The sequence below is a fragment of the Luteimicrobium sp. NPDC057192 genome (genome assembly GCF_042670205.1).
Taxonomy (GTDB): Bacteria; Actinomycetota; Actinomycetes; order Actinomycetales; family Cellulomonadaceae; genus Luteimicrobium.
Genome location: NZ_JBHUWD010000046.1, coordinates 1 through 17,904 on the forward strand (window position 1 = coordinate 1; position 17,904 = coordinate 17,904).

Consider the following 17,904-nt stretch of genomic DNA (forward strand, 5'->3'; position numbering starts at 1 on the left):
CCGGCATCCGGGGTACCTCGCGAGGTACCCCGGATGCCGGGGTACCTCGCGGTCAGATCGCGCGGGCGTGCGCGACCAGGCGGTCGGAGAGCGCGTCGAACGCGGGGTCGACGTCCTGGAAGTGCGGGTGGGCGTCGAACCAGGCGATCTGCTCGACGGCGCCCTCGTCGTACGTCGTCGTGGTCCGGAACTCGGGGACGAGAGCACGGACCTTGGCGTTGTCGAAGACCATCGAGTGCGCCTTGTCGCCGAGCAGCCCGGGCCCGTGCTCGGGGGCCGCCGCCGCGATCGTCTCCGACGCGACGTGCACGAGCTCGGGCTCGACTCCCGCGGCCTGCCCGAGCCACGTGTAGACCTGGTCCCAGGTGGGGGTGTGGTCGCCCGTCAGCGTGAACGCCTCGCCGGTCGCGGCGGGGTGCCCGAGCAGCCCCGCGAGCCCGACGGCGACGTCCTTCGCGTGCGTGAGCGTCCACAGGCTCGTGCCGTCCCCGTGCACGACGACGGGCTTTCCGGCCCGCATCCGGGCGACGTCGGTCCAGCCGCCCAGGGTGGGCAGGATGGTGCGGTCGTAGGTGTGCGAGGGCCGGACGATCGTGGCGGGGAAGCCGCGGTCGCGGTAGGCGGCGACGAGCAGGTCCTCGCAGGCCGCCTTGTCGCGCGAGTACTGCCAGAACGGGTTGCGCAGGGGCGTCGACTCGGTCACCGGAAGGCGGGCCGGCGGCTTCTGGTACGCCGAGGCGGAGCTGATGAACACGTACTGGCCCACGCGCCCGTCGAAGCGCTCGACGTCCGCGGCGACGTGCTCGGTCGTGAACGCCATGAACTGCCCGACGACGTCGAACTCCTGGCCGGCCAGCGCGGCGTCGAGGGACGCGGGGTCGCGCAGGTCGCCGGTGAGGCGGCGGACGTCGTCCGGCAGCGGCCGCACGGTGGTGGTGCCGCGGTTGAGGACGGTCACCTGGTGCCCCGCCTCCACCGCGCGCTGGACGGTGGCCGCGGAGATGACGCCGCTGCCGCCGAGGAACAGGATCCGCTTCGTCGCAGTCATGGTGCTGATCATCGCACCCGCGCGGGGGCCCCTCGCAACGATTCGACCGGTCGGCGTCCGGCGGGCCGCGTCCCCGGCCGCCCCGCCACCCGCTCGACGACGCCCGCGTACGACGCGACCATGCGCGTCCGGCTGAACCGGGACCGGCTGCGCTGGAGCGCGGGCGTCAGCTCGTCGCGGCGCGCGACGCCCTCGGCCCACCCGGCGGCGATCGTGTGCGGGTCGCGCGCGACCACCAGCCCGATCCCCTCGACGATCCGCGCGGCGTCGCCGACGTCCGTCGAGACGGGCACCGCGCCGCACATCGCGCCCTCGATGAGGCACAGCGGCGCGGCCTCCCCGAAGGACGACGTGAGGGCGACGACGTCCGCGATCGCGAGCACCGACGGGACGTCGTGCCGGACCCCGAGCAGGTGGAGCCGGTCCAGGAGGTCGGGCCGGTCGCCGAACGCGCGCTCGACGTCGTCGGCGAGCCCCGGGTTCGCGAGGCTCATCCCGGCGCCGCACGCGACCACGTGCGCGGCGTCGTCGGTGGCGAGGTGCACGCGCGCTGCCGCGAGGAACAGCGGGACGTCCTTCATGGCGTCGTAGCGCGCCGCGAGCACGACGACGGACGCGGCGACCGGAATGCCCGACCGCACCCGCAGGGTGGCGCGCCGCCCCACGCCCGCGGGCCGGAACCGCAGCAGGTCGACCCCGTTGGGCACGACCGTGAGCAGGCTCTCCGGCACGCCGGCGGCGGCGTACGCGTCGCGCGTCGACCAGGCGCAGCACACGGCCGCAGCGAGCCGGCCCGACGACGCCGCAGCCAGCAGGTCGGTGAGTCCCCGCCCCGAGTGCTCGGGGTCGGAGCGGTGCAGGCACGCCACGACCGGGACGTCGGCCATCGCGTCGGCGGTGAGGAGCCGCAGCGGCTGCTCCTTGAGCGTGAGGACCACGTCCGACGACGCCGCCTGCCGGGCCGCGTGCGCGAGCTCGGCCTCGTCGAAGGGCTGGTCCGCGGGCACGTCCCAGCCGCGGCCGAGCGTGGACACCCGCACCCCGGCCCGGCGCAGCGCCTGGTAGCGGGGGTCGTCGACCATGCGCTGGCGCAGGCTCTCGCGCTGCACCTCGCGGTGGATCGCGAGGACGCGATGGGTCTGGGTGCCGCCGGCGTGCAGGCCGGTCACCACGCTCGTGTGGAGCGCACGCGCGCCACCGCTGAAGAACCCCTCGTACACGGACAGCACCCGCACGGGCCTCGTCGTCATGCGGTGAGCATGGGGCCGGTCGGTTGCGGCCGGATGTCGGGTCCGTGACGGCTGGGTCAACGCTGCGCCGCGCGCGGGCGGCGGACGGGGGCTACGGCGCGGGGACGAGGGCCCGGACGGTGCGCTCGGCCTCGGCGGGGCTCATGGGCCGGCACCCGAGCGCGACCCACTTCCGCACGAGCGCGGGCTCGGCGCGCAGCAGCCCCCACCCGCGCCGCAGCAGCGTGAGGGGCGGCTTGCGCATCTCGCCGAGGTCGCGCAGCAGCCGGTACCAGGCGGTCACGACGCGCGGGCGGCGCAGGCAGATGGCGTCCGCGAGGATGCCCTCGGCGCGGCACGCGTCGACGAGCTCCGCGGCGAAGATGCCCTCCGCGACGACGAGCGGCGCCTCCGACACGTCGAGCGACGTGGTGCCCGTCCGGCGCGAGGTCGAGATGTCGTAGACCGGGACCTCGGAGCGGCCCTCGCGGCACAGCCGGTCGAGCGCGGCGAGCGCGGCGGCGCCGTCCCAGCTCGCGGGGTCGTCCCAGTCGACGATGCCGAACCGGTGGGGCAGGTCGGGGTGGTCGCCGTCGAGGTAGAAGTCGTCGAGCGCGACGACGGGGAGCCCGAGGCGCCGGGTGAGCGACGTCTTGCCCGAGCCCGACGCCCCGGTGAGCAGGACGACGCGGCGTGCGGGCACGCGGGCGCCGTCGGGCAGGGGGAAGAGGGTGGGCTCGTTCTCGGCGGGGTCGGCGGCCTCGGTCACCGTCCCATTCTCCCAGCGGAGTTAACGATCCGTGAACAGTTGTTCCACGGAACCGGATTTCGTGAACCGAACGTCCGTGAGCGGGCTAGCATCGCTGCCGTGAACCACCCCGCAGTGCTCCTGCTCGACTTCGACGGCACCGTGTGCGTGGGTGACGGACCCGTCCGCGCCTATGCCGACGCCGTCGTCACGGCCGTCCTCGACGCCGCCACGACCGACACCGCCACGACCGACATCCACGGTGCCGCAGGACGATCCTTCTCCGAGGACCTCCGCGAGGGGCTCGAGGCCTACCTCGACTCCGCGGCCGCCACCGAGGCCCAGGCCGACGGCCAGGTGCCGGTCGACGGGTACGCCGCGGTCGCGGCGCTCGCGGCGCGCCACGCGACCCCCGCCCAGCTCGACGCCGCGTACACGGCCTCGCGCGAGGCCCTCGCCACGTCGGGCCTCGAGGTCGCGGCTCCCGCCGGCCTCGTCGCCCTCCTCGAGGAGCTCGGCCCGCAGGTGGAGCGGGTCCTCGTCACCAACGCCCCGGCGCGCGGCGTCACCGAGACCCTCGCGCGGCTCGGCCTCGCGGACGTGCTCGACGACGTCGTCACCGAGGCGGCCAAGCCCGCGGGCTGGGACCGCATCCTCCCCGCGTACCTCGCCGGCCGGCCGCCACAGGCCGTGCTCGCCGTCGGCGACGTGTGGCGCAACGACGTCGAGCCCCCGCTCGCCGCCGGCTGCGCGACCGCGCTCATCGACCGCTTCGGTCACCGCCCCGGGCCCGCGCACGCGGCCGCCCGGACCTTCGAGGAGCTCTACCCGGCGATCCGGGAGTGGGCGGCCGACCCCGCGGGGTTCGTGGCGCGCCACGAACCGGTCGTCCACGGCCTCGCACCCGTGTCCTGAGCCGACCGCACCACCACCGATCCGACCCGAACAGCAACCCCGTCACCCTGACGGACAGAACAGAACGGGAACGCCATGAACATCGCACGTGCACGACTCGCGGGGCTCGTCGGCGCCGCGGCGCTCGCCACGTCCCTCGTCCTCGCCGGCTGCGGCGCCTCCCAGGAGGACGCGTCGGGGAGCGGGGGCTCCGGCTCGGGCACCGCGGGCGCGTCCGCGCCCTGCACCGGCAAGTCCGACGACGGCGCCAAGGACCCGACGGGCCTCACCCTCGCGCTCGTCCCGTCGGGCGACGCGAAGAAGCTCGTCGAGACGGTCAAGCCGCTCGAGGACGCGCTGACCCAGCGCCTCGGCATCCCCGTCAAGGGCGTCATCACGCAGGACTACCAGGCGGCGGTCGAGGCCATCGGCTCGAACCAGGCGCAGATCGGCATGCTGCCGAGCCTGCAGATGAGCCAGGCCTGCGACAAGTACGGGGCCGTCCCGGCGCTGCAGACGCAGCGCAACGGCAAGTCCACGTACGCGGCCCAGTTCATGACGAACAACCCGGACAAGTACTGCGCCGACACCCCCGTCAAGGGCGAGAACGGGATGCTGTACTGCAACGGCACGGAGTCCGGCACGGGCCCCGCGGGGCTCGACTCGCTGCCCAAGATCAAGGGCGCGACCGTCTCGCTGCTCCAGGCGGCGTCGCCCGCGGGCTACATCTTCCCGGTCGCCGCGATGAAGAAGGCCGGTCTCGACGTCGACAAGGACGTCAAGGTCGTCCAGGTGACCGCCAACGACGCGAGCGTCCTCGCCGTCTACAACGGCGACGCCGAGGTCGGGACGAGCTACTGGGACGCGCGCAGCGTCGTCCAGGGCGACACCCCCGACGTGGGCACCAAGGTCGTCGTGTTCGCGCTGACCGACGAGATCCCGAACGACGGGGTCTCGCTCTCGGCCGGCCTGAGCAAGGCCTGGCAGACCAAGATCGCGGACGCGATGAAGGACTACGCCTCCACGCCCGAGGGCGTGAAGGCTCTGACGGCGATCTACCAGATCACCGGTCTCGTCGACGCCGACCCGGCCAAGCTGAGCGAGACTCAGCAGGTGGCCGCGTCGATCGGCCTCGGCTGACACCCCGGCCCGGGCGGCGCGGTGATCCCGCGCCGTCCGGGTCGGCCAGTCCCGGGACCGAAGGTCCCGGAGCGCATTCCAGGAAGGAAGACCCCATGAGCGGGCACCAGGACGACGGCGCCGGGCGCGCCCCCGCGGACGGCGGGCGCGGGGCGGGCATCCGCTTCGAGCACGTGGACGTCACGTACCCGAACGGCTACCAGGGCCTGCGCGACGTGTCCCTGACCATCGAGCCGGGGGAGATGGTCGCGGTCGTCGGGCTGTCGGGCGCGGGCAAGTCCACGCTCGTGCGGACCATCAACGGCCTGGTCCCGATCACGTCGGGCGAGATCACCGTGGGCGACGTGAGCGCCACGGGAGCGTCCGCCGCGGACGGCATCTACCGGCTCTCGGGCCTGCGCGGCGCGGCGCAGCGCCGGCTGCGCAGCGAGGTCGGCATGGTCTTCCAGAGCTTCAACCTCGCGCGCCGGACGAGCGTGCTCAACAACGTGCTCGTCGGCCGCCTGCACCACACGCCGACGTGGCGCAGCCTGCTGGGCGCCTGGCGCGCCGACGACGTCGAGCTCGCGATGCAGGCGCTCGAGCGCGTCGAGATCGTCCAGAAGGCGTACTCCAACGCGTCGGAGCTGTCGGGCGGCCAGCAGCAGCGCGTCGCGATCGCGCGCACGCTCGCCCAGCAGCCCCGCGTGATCCTCGCCGACGAGCCCGTCGCGTCGCTCGACCCGCCCACCTCGCACGTCGTGATGCGGGACCTGCAGCGCATCAACGCCGAGCTCGGGATCACCGTCGTCGTCAACCTCCACTTCCTCGACCTGGCCCGCCGCTACGGCCAGCGCATGATCGGCCTGCGCGCCGGCGAGGTCGTCTACGACGGGCCCGCCGCGGACGCCGACGAGTCGACCCTCGAGGAGATCTACGGCCGGTCGCTCACCGCGGAGGACGTGCTCGACGCCCCGCCGGCGGTGCTCGAGTGAGCGCCGCCGCTGCTGCAGCTGCGCCCCGCGCCGCGGCTCCCGCGCGGCCGAGCAAGCCGCGTCGCTGGCCGGCGCGCGTCGTCGTGGTCGCGGTGCTCGTGGCGATCACGGCGTGGTCGTGGGTGGCGGTCGACGTCGACCTCGCCGCCCTCGCGCAGAACTTCAGCAACGCGCAGAACACGCTCGTCCAGCTCTCCCAGCCGGACTACTCGTTCTTCGGCGAGACGCTCCAGCCGCTGCTCGAGACCGTGCAGATGGCCGTGATCGGCACGGCCGTCGGGTGCGCCGTCTCGCTCCCGCTGTCGTTCCTCGCGTCGCGCGCGACCAACCCGAACGGCCCGCTGCTCGGGTTCGTCCGGACCGTGATGAACGTCGTCCGGTCCATCCCCGACCTGCTCTACGCGTCGATCTTCGTGACCGTCGTCGGCACGGGCGCGCTGTCCGGCGTCCTGTCGCTCGTGCTCTTCAACCTCGGCATCATGGTCAAGCTCGTCTCCGAGGCGCTCGACGGCGTGGACCGCGGCGGCCAGGAGGCGGCGCTCGCGTCGGGCGCCACGTGGCTGCAGGCGGACCGGGCCGCGATGCTGCCCGAGGTCGCGCCGCAGTACGTCTCCCAGACGATCTACGTGCTCGAGCTCAACATCCGCGCGTCCACCGTCATCGGCCTCGTCGGCGCCGGCGGCCTCGGCATGCTCATCGACCGGGTCCGGACGTTCTACCAGTACCACTACCTGTCGCTGATCATCCTCGAGATCCTCGTCCTGGTCCTCCTGCTCGAGCTCCTCAGCTCGGCCGCGCGCAAGAGGCTCGTCCGATGACCGCCGCCCCGACCCGGGTCGTCCCCGCGCGTCAGACGACGCAGGACCGCCCCCGCAAGCCCGCCCACCTCGCGCGCAAGGCCGTCTGGCTGGTCGTCGTGCTCGTCGTGGTGGCGGCGTTCTGGGGCGTCGACATCTCGTGGGACGCCCTGTGGGACATGCCGGGCAAGCTCTGGCACTACCTCGGGCTGATGTTCCTGCCGCCGGCGTGGTCCCAGCTGCCCCAGGCCCTCTCGGCGACCATGCTCTCGGTCGCGATGGCGTGGTTCGGCACCGCTCTCGGCGTCGTGATCTCGTTCCCGCTCAGCCTGCTCGCGACGCGCGGCCTCGCGCCCGTCGTCGTGCGGTGGCCGCTGCGGGCCGTGTTCGCGCTGCTCCGCGCGGTCCCCGAGGTCGTCATCGCCGTCCTCATGCTGTCGGTCACGGGCCTCACCGCGTTCACGGGTGCGCTCGCCATCGCGATCGGCTCCGTCGGCACGCTCGGCAAGTGGGGCTACGAAGCCTTCGAGGCCGTCGACGGCGGCGCGACCGAGGCCGCGACCGCGGCCGGGGCGTCCCGCGCCCAGGTCATGCGGTGGGGCGTCTGGCCCAACGCCTCGCCCGAGGTCCTCGCGTTCTGGCTGTACCGGTTCGAGATCTCGGTCCGCGCGTCCGCGATCCTCGGGCTCATCGGCGCGGGCGGCATCGGCAAGATGCTCGTCGACAACATCCAGTTCCGCGTCTGGGACGTCGTCGGCGTGCTCATGATCGTCGTCGTGGTCGTCACGATGCTCATCGACCAGGTCTCCGGGACCGTGCGGCACCGCATCATCACCGGTCGCTGGGAGCTGCCGGTCGTGACCGCGCTCCGCAAGCGGTCGGTGCGCGCCGCCCGGCTCGAGGCGTCCCCGAGCGTGCTCGAGGACGACGTGCGGTCCGGCGACCTCGGCGGGTCGGGACCCGTAGGGTGACCGTCGTGCGCCCGCTGCGGATCCTCCACGTCTCGGACACCCACCTGTTCGGCGACGCGACCCGGCACTACGACGTCGTGGACACCACGGCCGCGCTGCGGTCCGTGCTCGACCGGGCGTCCGCGGTCCCCGACGTGGACGTCGTCGTGCTCTCGGGCGACCTGTCCGACGACGGCACGCCCGCCTCGTACCGGACCCTCCTCGAGCTCGTCGGACCCTGGGCGGCCGAGCGCGGCGCCGTCGTCGTGCCCGCGATGGGCAACCACGACCAGCGCGCCGGCTTCGAGGAGGTGCTCGGTGCGCGCGAGCGCACCGTGCTCGTGCGGGGCTTCCGCGTCGTCACCGTGGACACCTCGGTGCCCGGCGCCGGGTACGGGCGGCTCGACGCCGCCCAGCTCGACCGGCTGCGCGGCGCGCTCGCCGGGGAAGAGGACCCGGACCGCGAGGAGAACGCCGCGAACCCGGGCGGGACGCCGTTCCGGCCGAGCGTCGTCGTGCTGCACCACCCGCCCGTGCCCGCGCTCTCCGCCCTGCTGGCCGCGCTCGAGCTGCAGGAGCCTCAGGCGTTCGTCGACGAGTGCGCCCGGGCCGGGGTCTTCGCGGTCCTCGCAGGGCACTACCACCATGCGCTCACGACGACGGCGGGCGGGGTGTTCGTCTCCGTCGCGCCCGGGGTCGCGAACTCGTCCGACCCCTTCGCCCCCTGCGGTCACGAGCGCGCCGAGGTCGGCTCGGGGTTCGCGGTCGTGGACGTGCCCGGGGTACCGCACGGGTCGGGTGCGGTGACCGTGCCGGCGCCGTCCGCGGTCGCCGTCGCCGTCCGAGAGGCCTCGGACGTCGCCGACGGCACCGAGCTCTTCGACCTGCCGCCCGGCGAGGTCGAGCGGATCGCCGCCCTCGCCGGCCCGGGGGCGTCGTCGTGACCCCGTCGCGTCCGGGCGAGGTCGCGGCCACGATCCGCTCGCTGCTCCCGTCGCTCCTGCCCACCGAGCAGGCGGTCGCGCAGGTGCTGCTCGCGCGGTCCGCGGAGATCGTCGAGCTCAGCTCGCAGCAGGTCGCCGAGCTCGCGGGGGCGTCGCGCGCGACCGTCGTCCGGACGTGCCAGAGCCTCGGCTTCTCCGGCTACCAGCAGCTCCGCGTGCTGCTCGCGCGCGACGCCGCCTTCGCCGCGACCGCGCACGACGGCGGCGCACCCGGCTCCGCGGACGCGGCACCCGTGCGCGCGGCGGCGGGGGCCGCGCGGACGCCGTCGGGCATCGTCGAGGACACGTTCCGGCAGGTCGCTGCGGGCGTCGTCGGCATGATGGCGCTGCTCGACGGCGACCAGGTCGCGTCCGCGGTCGAGGCGATCGCAACCGCCCGCCGCGTCGTCGTCGTCGGGAGCGGGCTGTCCGCGTCGCTCGCGCTCGACGCCGCCGCCCGCCTGACCAGCGCGGGCCGGGCCGCCGAGGCCCCGATCGACGTCATCAGCCAGCAGATCACGGCGCGGCTCCTCGCACCCGAGGACGTGCTGCTCGTGATCTCCGGCTCGGGCTCGAACGCGTCGAGCCTGCGGTCCGCGGACGCCGCCGTCGCCGCAGGGGCGACCGTCATCGCCGTCACCGCGTTCGCGCGCAGCCCGCTCACACAGCTCGCCGGCACGAACCTCGTCGTGACCATGCCCGACCTCACGTTCCGCGACGAGATCACCCTCGCGTCGCGGCTGCCGCAGGCGATCCTCGTCGAGGGGCTGGTCGCCGCCGTCACCGCGCGGCTGGGCGAGGCCGCGACGCGCGCCAAGGCGCTCGCGCTCGACGCGATCAGCGACAACCTCGCCGAGTAGCCACCCTGTCGCCGAGCGTGCCGCTGGTGTCGCTGGTGTCGCCGAGTGTGACGTTCGGTCCGCCGAGTGTGACGTGCGGGGTCGACCATGCGTTGATCCACCCGGGTCCTTGCCGACCATGACGTTGTCCACTGTCTTGGTGGCGAACGGGTGAGTAGCCCCCTGTTCGGCGGCCGGCTGTGGTGGGCAAGCGCATGTTCGGCACGCGCGGCGGTCGATCCCGAGCGACCGAGGGACCGGCCGAGCGGGTGGGTGCGGGGAGGTGGTGAAGGGCGTCAAGGAGTGCGCACGGCCCCCAGGGCCGAAGCACGGCAGCCCGAACCAGCTCGCCGCGCCCGCCCGCGAACCCGACCAGAGCCGCCCACGTCACCGTCGGCGAACGGGTCGTCACCGTCGGCGAACGGGACGTCACCGTCGGCGGGCCGGCGGGGAGGATCAGAGGGGGACGCCGACGTCCTTCGCGAGGTCGGCGTACGTCTGCTCGCCGTCGGTCGCCTCGTCGAACTGGTACGCGCCGCTGACCTCGTCGACGTGCAGGCTCCCCGCCCGCACGCGGTCGGGGGTCCAGCCCACCTCGCGGAGGGCGGCGAGCTCGTTCTCGAGCTGCTCGCGGCTCATGCGGATGCCATCGCTCATGGAGCCGACGGTAGCGCCGGGGACGTCGGCCCGCGCGGTGGTCAGACGCGTGTCGGGACGGCCCATGGTGCGCCGAGCTCGGTGAAGGTCCGCTGCTCGCGCGCGACGCGCTCGCACCAGGCGGCGACGTCGTGCACGACGGGGTGCCGCGCGTCGCCCTCGCCCTCCCACGTGACCTGCTCGGCGCCGACGGCGCGCGGGTCGGGGGCGGCGCGGACGGCGTCGAGCACGCGCATGAACGCACCCGTGTCGACGACGTCGCACAGCAGGTCGTGGCCGTGCGCGCGGGCGGAGAGCAGGTCGGCGAGCAGGTCGGCCCGTCCGCCGCGGATCGTCCGCTGGCCGCGCCGCCCCGTGACGACGGCCTCGTCGCGCTCGTAGCGCAGCGTGATCTCGCCGTCCGTGCCGCGCAGCAGCACGCGCGCGGGCGCCTGCTCGGGCGCGCACAGGGTGAACCCGAAGCCCACCCGGAGCCCGGACGCCGTCGTGACCCGGACCGACGACGTGTCGTCCGCCTCGATCGGGTTCGCGTGGAACAGGTCGGTGACGACGTCGGCGACGTGCTCGGCGCGCGTCGCGCCGACCACGTGCAGCGTCGTCGCGACCGCGTGCGCGAGCGGGTTGGTGACGACGCCGTCGACGACGTCCCGCCCGTCGAGCGTGCGTCGGCCTGCCCAGGCCGAGCGGGCCCAGTAGCCGTCGGTCCGCGTCCACGCACCGACCGCGCCGGCACCCGCGAGCTCGCCGATCTCGCCGTCGGCCACGGCCTCGCGGGCCGCGGCGAGGGCGCTGGACCCGAACGTCTGGAACCCGACCTGGCACAGTCGGCCCGTCTCGCGGGCGACCGCGACGAGCTCGGCGTGCTCGGCGAGCGACGCGGCCGTGGGCTTTTCGACGAGGACGTCCGCGCCCGCGCGGAGCGCCTCGACCGCGAGCGGCAGGTGCGTGGGGATCGGGGTGCAGACCACGACGACGTCCGGCACCTCGCGCGCGAGCAGGTCGTCGAGCGACGCGAACCACGGCACGGCGCGGACGGCGTCGGGATCGGCGTTCTCGGGCGCACCCGGCCCGACGACGGCGGACAGCCGGGCGGTGCCCGTCGCCTCGAGCTCCGCGAGCCGGGGGAGGTAGGACGCGCCGTAGCCGCGGAAGCCGACGAGGGCGACGGACGACGTCATAGGGCGTTCCTCCGGTTCTGCCGGGCGAGCAGCCAGGGCGTCAGGCGCCGTACGACCCGTGGCCGCACGACGAACTGGAGCACGAGGACGATCACCAGCGCGATCAAGCCGCTGACGACCCACCACACCCAGCCCGGGCGCAGGTTGTCGATCGGGATCCCCACGGCGAGGCAGATCGCGAGCGTGAGCCACGAGAGCACCGTGCTCAGCCGGTCCTGGAGCCGCCGTCTCGTCTCGTCGACGGGATCTGCGCCGTCGTGCACGGGCCGCATGTTCCCCGGCGCGGGCTGCTGCGGGCGCGCGGGCTCGGGCGTGCTGACGGTGCCGGACACGACGCCTCCCGAGGACGGTGCTGAAGTTCCACGTGAGCGTACTGCCTGCTCAGCGCGCCCGGGCGAACGGGGCGTCACCGTCGGCGAACGGGGCGTCACCGTCGGCGAACGGGGCGTCACCGTCGGCGAACGGGGCGTCACCGTCGGCGGACAGCTGGCTGGGCGAGCTCCGCCGGAGGTGACGTCGCGGCGAAGGGTGGGGCGGGAGGGGTGCGCGCGGTCGTGGCGGGTCTGGCGGGAGGCCGCGAGGGACGAGCGGCCGGATGGAAGACCGCGCGCACCCCTCCCGACCCGCACTCCCCAGCCGAGACCGCGCACCACCCGAACCCGAACGGGACGACGCGAGTGCGTCACCGAGGCGGAGACGTGCTCTCCCGGACGACGAGCTCGGTCGCGAGGTCGAGCTGCGGCGTGACGGGCTGCTCCCCGCGCGCGAGGCCGAGGAGCATGCGCGTCGCGGTCCCTGCCATGTCGGTGAGCGGCTGCCGGATCGTCGTGAGGGACGGCCCGATCCACTCGGCGAGCGGCAGGTCGTCGTACCCGACGACGCTGACGTCCTCGGGCACGCGGAGCCGCAGTTCGCGGGCGGCGCGCAGGACGCCGAGCGCCTGCATGTCGGAGCCCGCGAACACGGCGGTGGGCCGGTCGTCGCGCGAGAGGAGCTCGATGCCGTGGCGGAAGCCGCCGTCGACGTAGAAGTTGCCGTGCCGCACGAGGGTGGGGTCGATCTCGAGCCCGGCCTCTTCGTGGGCGGTGCGGAACCCGTCGATCCGGGCCTTGGAGCACAGGACGTCCGCGGGCCCGGAGATCATGGCGATCCGCCGGTGGCCGAGCCGGAGCAGGTGCCGGGTCGCGGCGAGGCCGCCGGCCCAGTTGTTGGACCCGACGGTGGGCACGCCGGGCAGGGGTTCGCCCGCGGTGTCGACGACGACGTAGGGGATGGATCGCGCGTCGAGCTGTTGGCGCTGCCCGGGGTCGACGCCGGAGAGCACGAAGATGACGCCGAGGGGCCGGCGGGCGACGACGTTGTCGAGCCAGTGCTGGGGCGGGCGGTGCTCGCCGCCGAGCTCGGAGAGGACGACCTCGACGTTCTCGGCGGCGGCGGCGGCCTCGACGCCTTGGATGATCTGGATCGACCAGGCGGAGTCGAGCTGGTGGAACACGAGCTCGACGAGCGACGACTCGGTCTGGGCGCGTGGGGTGCGCCGTCGGTACTGGTGCCGCTCGAGCGCTGCCTCGACCCGTGCGCGGGTGTCGGGGGCGACGTCGGGCCGGCCGTTGAGGACCTTGGAGACGGTGGGCACGGAGACGCCCGTCTCCGCGGCGATGGAGGCGATCGTCGCTGATCCGCGGCGCCGAGGCGCGGCGGATGTTTCGCTCGACGACGTGGCCGAGGTGCTCATGGTGGCTCGCAATTCTGATCGCAACTTTCGCGGGCTGATCCCGACGAACCTAGCATCGCACGGCTCGTGCCTCGAGCGTGGTCCATGGCCGCCGGTGGGCGCCAGGGGGCGGGTCACGGCGCGAGATTCCACCCGCTCCGCGCGCCTTTGTTTTGTGATCGAACTGAGACCTGGCGCGGCTTGACGCTCCGGATGGGCCGACCCTAGGGTCAACGCAGCCGATATCTTTCGGCTCTGGAACGAGAGTTTCGACGCCACACGGTCGTGGCGCGCGGCGCACGCCGCGGTCCACGACGAGGTGGCCCGAGAGGGATGGGCATGAGCGCACCGACCACCGTCCGGCCTGACGGACCCGCGCAGGAGCCGCGGGTCTGGCAGGACGCGACCCGCAGCCCTGACGAGCGCGTCGAGCACCTCGTCGAGCAGATGACGCTCGAGGAGAAGGTCGCGCAGCTCGTCGGCGTGTGGGTCGGCGCGGACGCGTCGGGCGGCGGCGTCGCCCCGCACCAGGCCGACATGACGGGCAACGTCCCGAGCTGGGAGCACGTCGTCCGCGACGGGCTCGGTCAGCTCACGCGCCCCTTCGGCACCGCGCCGGTCGACCCGGCGTCCGGCGCCCGGTCGCTGGCCGCCTCCCAGCGCGACATCGTCGCGCGCAGCCGCTTCGGCATCCCGGCCCAGGTCCACGAGGAGTGCCTCGCCGGCTTCGCGGCCTGGCAGGCCACCGCCTACCCGGTGCCGCTGTCGTGGGGCGCGTCGTTCGACCCGGAGCTGGTCAGGGAGATGGCCGAGACGATCGGCACCTCGATGCGCGCCGTCGGCGTCCACCAGGGCCTCGCACCCGTTCTCGACGTCACCCGAGACCCGCGCTGGGGCCGCACCGAGGAGACCATCGGCGAGGACCCGTACCTCGTCGCGACGGTCGGAGCCTCGTACGTGCGCGGCCTCGAGGACGCGGGGATCGTCGCGACGCTCAAGCACTTCGCCGGGTACGCCGCCTCGCGCGCCGGCCGCAACCTCGCGCCCGTCGACCTCGGTCCCGCGGCCTTCGCGGACGTCGTCCTGCCGCCGTTCGAGGCCGCTCTGCGGCTCGGCGGAGCACGGTCCGTCATGCACTCCTACGCCGCGGTCGACGGCGTGCCCGCCGCGGCGGACGCGTCCCTCCTGACCGGTCTGCTGCGGGACGAGTGGGGCTTCGACGGCACGGTCGTGGCGGACTACTTCGGCGTCCGGTTCCTCGAGACGCTGCACAAGGTCGCCGCCGACCGCGCGGAGGCGTCGCGCCTCGCGCTCGAGGCGGGCGTCGACGTCGAGCTCCCCACGGTCGACGCGTTCGGCGTCGTCGCGGACGCGGTCCGCGCGGGCGAGATCGACGAGCTCCTCGTCGACCGCGCGCTGCGCCGGGTGCTCCGGCAGAAGCTCGACCTCGGGCTCCTCGACGCGGACTGGTCGCCCGACGCCGCGCTCGCCGCCCTCGACGACGTCGAGCTCGACACCCCCGCTGCGCGCGGGCTCGCGCTGCGGCTGGCGCGGGAGTCCGTCGTCCTGCTGGCGAACCGTGCCGACGACGGCGCGCCGGCGCTCCCGCTCGCCCCGTCCGCCCGGCTCGCGGTCGTCGGGCCGCTCGCCGACGACCCGATGGCGATGCTCGGCTGCTACTCGTTCCCCGCACACGTCGGCGCGCAGCACCCCGAGGTGCCGCTCGGCGTCGAGATCCCCACGCTCGCCGACGAGCTGCGCGACCGCTTCGCCGACGTGAGCCTGCACCCGGGCTGCGGCGTCGACGACCCCTCGCGCGAGGGCTTCGCCGACGCGGTCGAGGCCGCAGCCGGTGCGGACGTGTGCGTCGCGGTGCTCGGCGACCGCGCCGGCCTGTTCGGCCGCGGCACCTCGGGCGAGGGCTGCGACGCCGCCGACCTGCGCCTCCCGGGCGTGCAGGCCGACCTGCTCGACGCGCTGCTCGCGACCGGTACTCCCGTCGTCGTCGTGCTGCTCACGGGGCGCCCCTACGCGCTCGGCGACGTCGCGGAGCGGGCGGCCGCGATCGTCCAGGCGTTCTTCCCCGGCCAGCGCGGCGGCCAGGCCGTCGCCGAGGTGCTCGCGGGCGTGACCAACCCGTCCGGCCGGCTGCCCGTGAGCGTCCCCGCCCACCCCGGCGGCCAGCCGGGCACGTACCTCGCGGAGCCGCTCGCGCGCCGCACCGGCGTCTCGTCGGTCGACCCCACGCCCCTCTACCCGTTCGGGCACGGCCTGTCGTACACGTCCTTCGCGTGGGACGACGTCCGCCTCGACGACGCCCCGTGGTCCACCGGCGGCGAGACGCGCGTGAGCCTCACCGTGCGCAACACGGGGGAGCGGGCCGGGACCGACGTCGTCCAGCTCTACCTCCACGACCCGGTCGCCCAGCGCGTCCAGCCCGACTCGCGCCTCGTCGGCTACGCCCGCGTGAGCCTCGCGGCGGGCGAGAGCGCCGACGTCGAGCTCACGCTGCACGCCGACCTCGCGTCGTTCACCGGACGGCGGGGCGTGCGCGTCGTCGAGCCGGGCGACGTCGAGCTCCGCGTCGCCCGCTCCAGCGCCGACGTCGTCGCGGCGCTCCAGACCACGCTCACCGGACCCGAGCGCGAGGTCGGGGCAGACCGCCGGCTCGTGTCCGACGTCGTCGTGCACCCCGCGACGAACCGCACCGACACCGCACCGGAGGTGACCGTCCGATGAGCCTGAACGAGGCCGTCAGCACGACCGAGCTGCCCGGCCGGACCGAGCAGCCCGGGGGAGCGGCGCAGCCGGCGCCGCCGCCCAAGGTCAGCCGCGACCAGCGGCTGCGGATGCAGGGCAAGACGTCGTGGAAGGTCGCGCTCCGCCGCGACTGGCGGCTCTACTCCTTCCTCGTCCTGCCGATCGTGTTCCTCCTGGTCTTCCGCTACGTCCCGATGCTCGGGAACGTCATCGCGTTCCGGAAGTTCCGGCCCGGCGGGAACCCGTTCGGCGACGAGTGGGTGGGCTTCCACTACTTCGAGCAGTTCATCCACAACCAGCAGTTCTGGACGGTGTTCTGGAACACGGTGATCCTCGGCGGGCTGACGCTGCTGATCTGCTTCCCGCTGCCGATCGTGCTGGCGCTCATGCTCAACGAGCTGCGGTCGCGACGGTTCAAGAAGATCGTCCAGACGATCACCTACCTGCCGCACTTCATGTCGATCGTCATCGTCGCGGGCATCGTCCTGCAGCTCGTGTCGGTCGACGGGACGGTCAACCAGGTGGTCCGGGCGTTCGGCGGCGACGCGATCCCGTTCATGCAGGAGCCGGGCTGGTTCCGCTCGATCTACCTCAGCTCCGAGGTCTGGCAGACCGTCGGCTGGGGCACGATCCTCTACCTCGCCGCCCTGACGACGGTCGACGACCAGCTCTACGAGGCCGCGCGCATCGACGGCGCGAACCGCTGGCAGCAGACGTGGCACGTCACCCTGCCCGGCATCCGGCCCACGATGATGGTCCTCCTCATCCTCAACATCGGCTCCTTCATGGCCGTCGGGTTCGAGAAGGTCCTGCTGCTGCAGAACCCCCTCATCTACTCGACCGCCGACGTGATCTCGACCTACCTGTACCGGGTGGGCATCCAGTCCGCGCAGTTCTCCTACGCGGCCGCGATCGGCCTGTTCGAGTCCGTCATCGGACTGATCCTCGTCCTCAGCGCGAACTTCGTGTCGCGCCGTCTGGTTGGAGCCTCGCTGTGGTGACCGAGACGACCCCCGACCTCACCCCTGACATCGCGGCGGTCCGCGCGTCAGCGCTCGGCGTCAAGGACACCAAGGGCTACGCGACGTTCCGGATCGTCAACGCCGTCGTCCTCGTGCTCATCGCGGCGATCACGCTCTACCCGTTCGTCAACCTGATCGCGAAGTCGTTCTCGTCCGAGGGCTACATCGCGGCGGGCCAGGTGAACCTGATCCCGCGCGGCTTCAACGTCACGACGTTCAACGCCGTCGTCAGCGACCCCATGTTCTGGGGCAACTACCGGAACACCGTCGTGTACACGGTCGTCGGGACGCTCATCTCGATGGCCCTCACGACGACGTACGCGTACGCCCTGAGCCGGCCGAACCTCAAGGGGCGCGGGTTCTTCACCGGCATCGCGCTCTTCACGATGTTCTTCGGCGGCGGCCTGATCCCGAACTACATCCTCGTCGCCAACGTGCTGCACATGCGCAACACGATCTGGGCGATCGTGCTCCCGGGCGCGATCTCCGTCTTCAACCTGCTCGTCATGAAGTCGTTCTTCGAGAACTTCCCCAGCGAGCTCGAGGAGGCGGCCGCCCTCGACGGCATGACGACCTACGGGGTGTTCCTCAAGATCGTCCTGCCCCTGTCGAAGGCCGTGCTCGCGACCATGACCCTCTTCTACGCCGTGAGCATGTGGAACTCGTGGTTCGGCGCGTTCCTCTACCTCGACAAGAAGGACCTGTTCCCGGTCACGGTCTACCTCCGCAACCTCATCGCCGCGACCACCGGCGCGCAGGAGATCACCGGCTCGCAGTCCGACGCCGTCCAGATCGGCGCCAACGTCCAGTCCGTGACGATGCTCCTCACCGTCCTGCCGATCGTGTGCTTCTACCCGTTCGTCCAGAAGTACTTCGTCTCGGGCGTGATGCTCGGCTCCGTCAAGGGCTGAGCGCAGGTCCGCACCCTCCCGCACCCCCGACCTCCCGACTCCCACCGTCGAACGACGACG

The 17,904-nt window shown here is 73.5% G+C and carries 17 protein-coding genes; 10 read left to right on the top strand and 7 right to left on the bottom strand.

Going from position 1 to position 17,904, the window contains the following annotated elements:
- Positions 1-52: 52 nt before the first annotated feature.
- From ACFT5B_RS17640 to ACFT5B_RS17650, 3 genes are all read right to left on the bottom strand, one after another.
- The gene (locus tag ACFT5B_RS17640) at positions 53-1,048 is read right to left on the bottom strand and encodes an SDR family oxidoreductase (RefSeq protein WP_386800482.1); all 996 of its coding nucleotides are present in this window, start codon (positions 1,046-1,048) and stop codon (positions 53-55) included.
- 8 nt (positions 1,049-1,056) lie between these two features.
- Positions 1,057-2,298: a glycosyltransferase gene (locus tag ACFT5B_RS17645; protein WP_386800483.1), complete on the bottom strand. Its 1,242-nt coding sequence runs from the start codon at positions 2,296-2,298 to the stop codon at positions 1,057-1,059.
- Positions 2,299-2,389: 91 nt separating this feature from the next.
- Positions 2,390-3,046 carry a uridine kinase gene (locus tag ACFT5B_RS17650; protein WP_386800484.1) on the bottom strand — a complete coding sequence of 219 codons (657 nt, stop codon included), beginning with the start codon at positions 3,044-3,046 and terminating at the stop codon, positions 2,390-2,392.
- Between the two features lie 99 nt (positions 3,047-3,145).
- On the opposite strand from ACFT5B_RS17650, the gene ACFT5B_RS17655 reads away from it, so the two are divergent.
- The 7 genes from ACFT5B_RS17655 (at position 3,146) to ACFT5B_RS17685 (ending at position 9,623) form a co-directional block, all read left to right on the top strand.
- Positions 3,146-3,940 (top strand): HAD family hydrolase, encoded by a 795-nt coding sequence (locus tag ACFT5B_RS17655; protein ID WP_386800485.1) that lies wholly within the window; start codon positions 3,146-3,148, stop codon positions 3,938-3,940.
- 75 nt (positions 3,941-4,015) lie between these two features.
- On the top strand, positions 4,016-5,059 hold the full coding sequence (gene phnD, locus ACFT5B_RS17660) for a phosphate/phosphite/phosphonate ABC transporter substrate-binding protein (protein WP_386800486.1): 1,044 nt from the start codon (positions 4,016-4,018) through the stop codon (positions 5,057-5,059).
- Positions 5,060-5,154: 95 nt separating this feature from the next.
- Positions 5,155-6,033, top strand: a complete 879-nt coding sequence (gene phnC / locus ACFT5B_RS17665) for a phosphonate ABC transporter ATP-binding protein (protein ID WP_386800487.1) — start codon at positions 5,155-5,157, stop codon at positions 6,031-6,033.
- Positions 6,030-6,851 (top strand): phosphonate ABC transporter, permease protein PhnE, encoded by an 822-nt coding sequence (gene phnE / locus ACFT5B_RS17670; RefSeq protein WP_386800488.1) that lies wholly within the window; start codon positions 6,030-6,032, stop codon positions 6,849-6,851. The genes phnC and phnE (ACFT5B_RS17670) overlap by 4 nt, the downstream gene beginning before the upstream one ends.
- Complete coding sequence (gene phnE / locus ACFT5B_RS17675) at positions 6,848-7,801, top strand: phosphonate ABC transporter, permease protein PhnE (protein WP_386800489.1); 954 nt, start codon at positions 6,848-6,850, stop codon at positions 7,799-7,801. The genes phnE (ACFT5B_RS17670) and phnE (ACFT5B_RS17675) overlap by 4 nt, the downstream gene beginning before the upstream one ends.
- A gap of 5 nt (positions 7,802-7,806) precedes the next feature.
- A complete protein-coding gene (locus tag ACFT5B_RS17680; protein WP_386800490.1) occupies positions 7,807-8,724 on the top strand; it encodes a metallophosphoesterase in 918 nt (305 codons plus the stop codon).
- Positions 8,721-9,623 (top strand): MurR/RpiR family transcriptional regulator, encoded by a 903-nt coding sequence (locus tag ACFT5B_RS17685; RefSeq protein ID WP_386800491.1) that lies wholly within the window; start codon positions 8,721-8,723, stop codon positions 9,621-9,623. The genes ACFT5B_RS17680 and ACFT5B_RS17685 overlap by 4 nt, the downstream gene beginning before the upstream one ends.
- Before the next feature lie 435 nt (positions 9,624-10,058).
- Here ACFT5B_RS17685 and ACFT5B_RS17690 read toward each other — a convergent pair whose 3' ends face one another.
- The 4 genes from ACFT5B_RS17690 to ACFT5B_RS17705 all read right to left on the bottom strand — a co-directional run bounded on the left by ACFT5B_RS17690 (position 10,059) and on the right by ACFT5B_RS17705 (position 13,172).
- Positions 10,059-10,259: a hypothetical protein gene (locus ACFT5B_RS17690; RefSeq protein WP_386800492.1), complete on the bottom strand. Its 201-nt coding sequence runs from the start codon at positions 10,257-10,259 to the stop codon at positions 10,059-10,061.
- Positions 10,260-10,300: 41 nt separating this feature from the next.
- Positions 10,301-11,437, bottom strand: a complete 1,137-nt coding sequence (locus ACFT5B_RS17695) for a Gfo/Idh/MocA family protein (protein ID WP_386800493.1) — start codon at positions 11,435-11,437, stop codon at positions 10,301-10,303.
- Complete coding sequence (locus ACFT5B_RS17700; RefSeq protein ID WP_386800494.1) at positions 11,434-11,769, bottom strand: hypothetical protein; 336 nt, start codon at positions 11,767-11,769, stop codon at positions 11,434-11,436. The genes ACFT5B_RS17695 and ACFT5B_RS17700 overlap by 4 nt, the downstream gene beginning before the upstream one ends.
- Before the next feature lie 350 nt (positions 11,770-12,119).
- A complete protein-coding gene (locus ACFT5B_RS17705) occupies positions 12,120-13,172 on the bottom strand; it encodes a LacI family DNA-binding transcriptional regulator (RefSeq protein ID WP_386800495.1) in 1,053 nt (350 codons plus the stop codon).
- 318 nt (positions 13,173-13,490) lie between these two features.
- Between ACFT5B_RS17705 and ACFT5B_RS17710 the strand changes: the two genes are divergently transcribed.
- Genes ACFT5B_RS17710 through ACFT5B_RS17720 form a run of 3 tightly spaced genes read left to right on the top strand, consistent with a single transcriptional unit; the run spans position 13,491 to position 17,844 of the window.
- A complete protein-coding gene (locus ACFT5B_RS17710; RefSeq protein WP_386800496.1) occupies positions 13,491-15,890 on the top strand; it encodes a glycoside hydrolase family 3 N-terminal domain-containing protein in 2,400 nt (799 codons plus the stop codon).
- Positions 15,887-16,912, top strand: coding sequence for an ABC transporter permease (locus ACFT5B_RS17715; RefSeq protein ID WP_386800497.1), 1,026 nt, complete (start codon positions 15,887-15,889; stop codon positions 16,910-16,912). The genes ACFT5B_RS17710 and ACFT5B_RS17715 overlap by 4 nt, the downstream gene beginning before the upstream one ends.
- Positions 16,906-17,844, top strand: coding sequence for a carbohydrate ABC transporter permease (locus tag ACFT5B_RS17720; RefSeq protein WP_386800498.1), 939 nt, complete (start codon positions 16,906-16,908; stop codon positions 17,842-17,844). The genes ACFT5B_RS17715 and ACFT5B_RS17720 overlap by 7 nt, the downstream gene beginning before the upstream one ends.
- Positions 17,845-17,904: the final 60 nt, after the last annotated feature.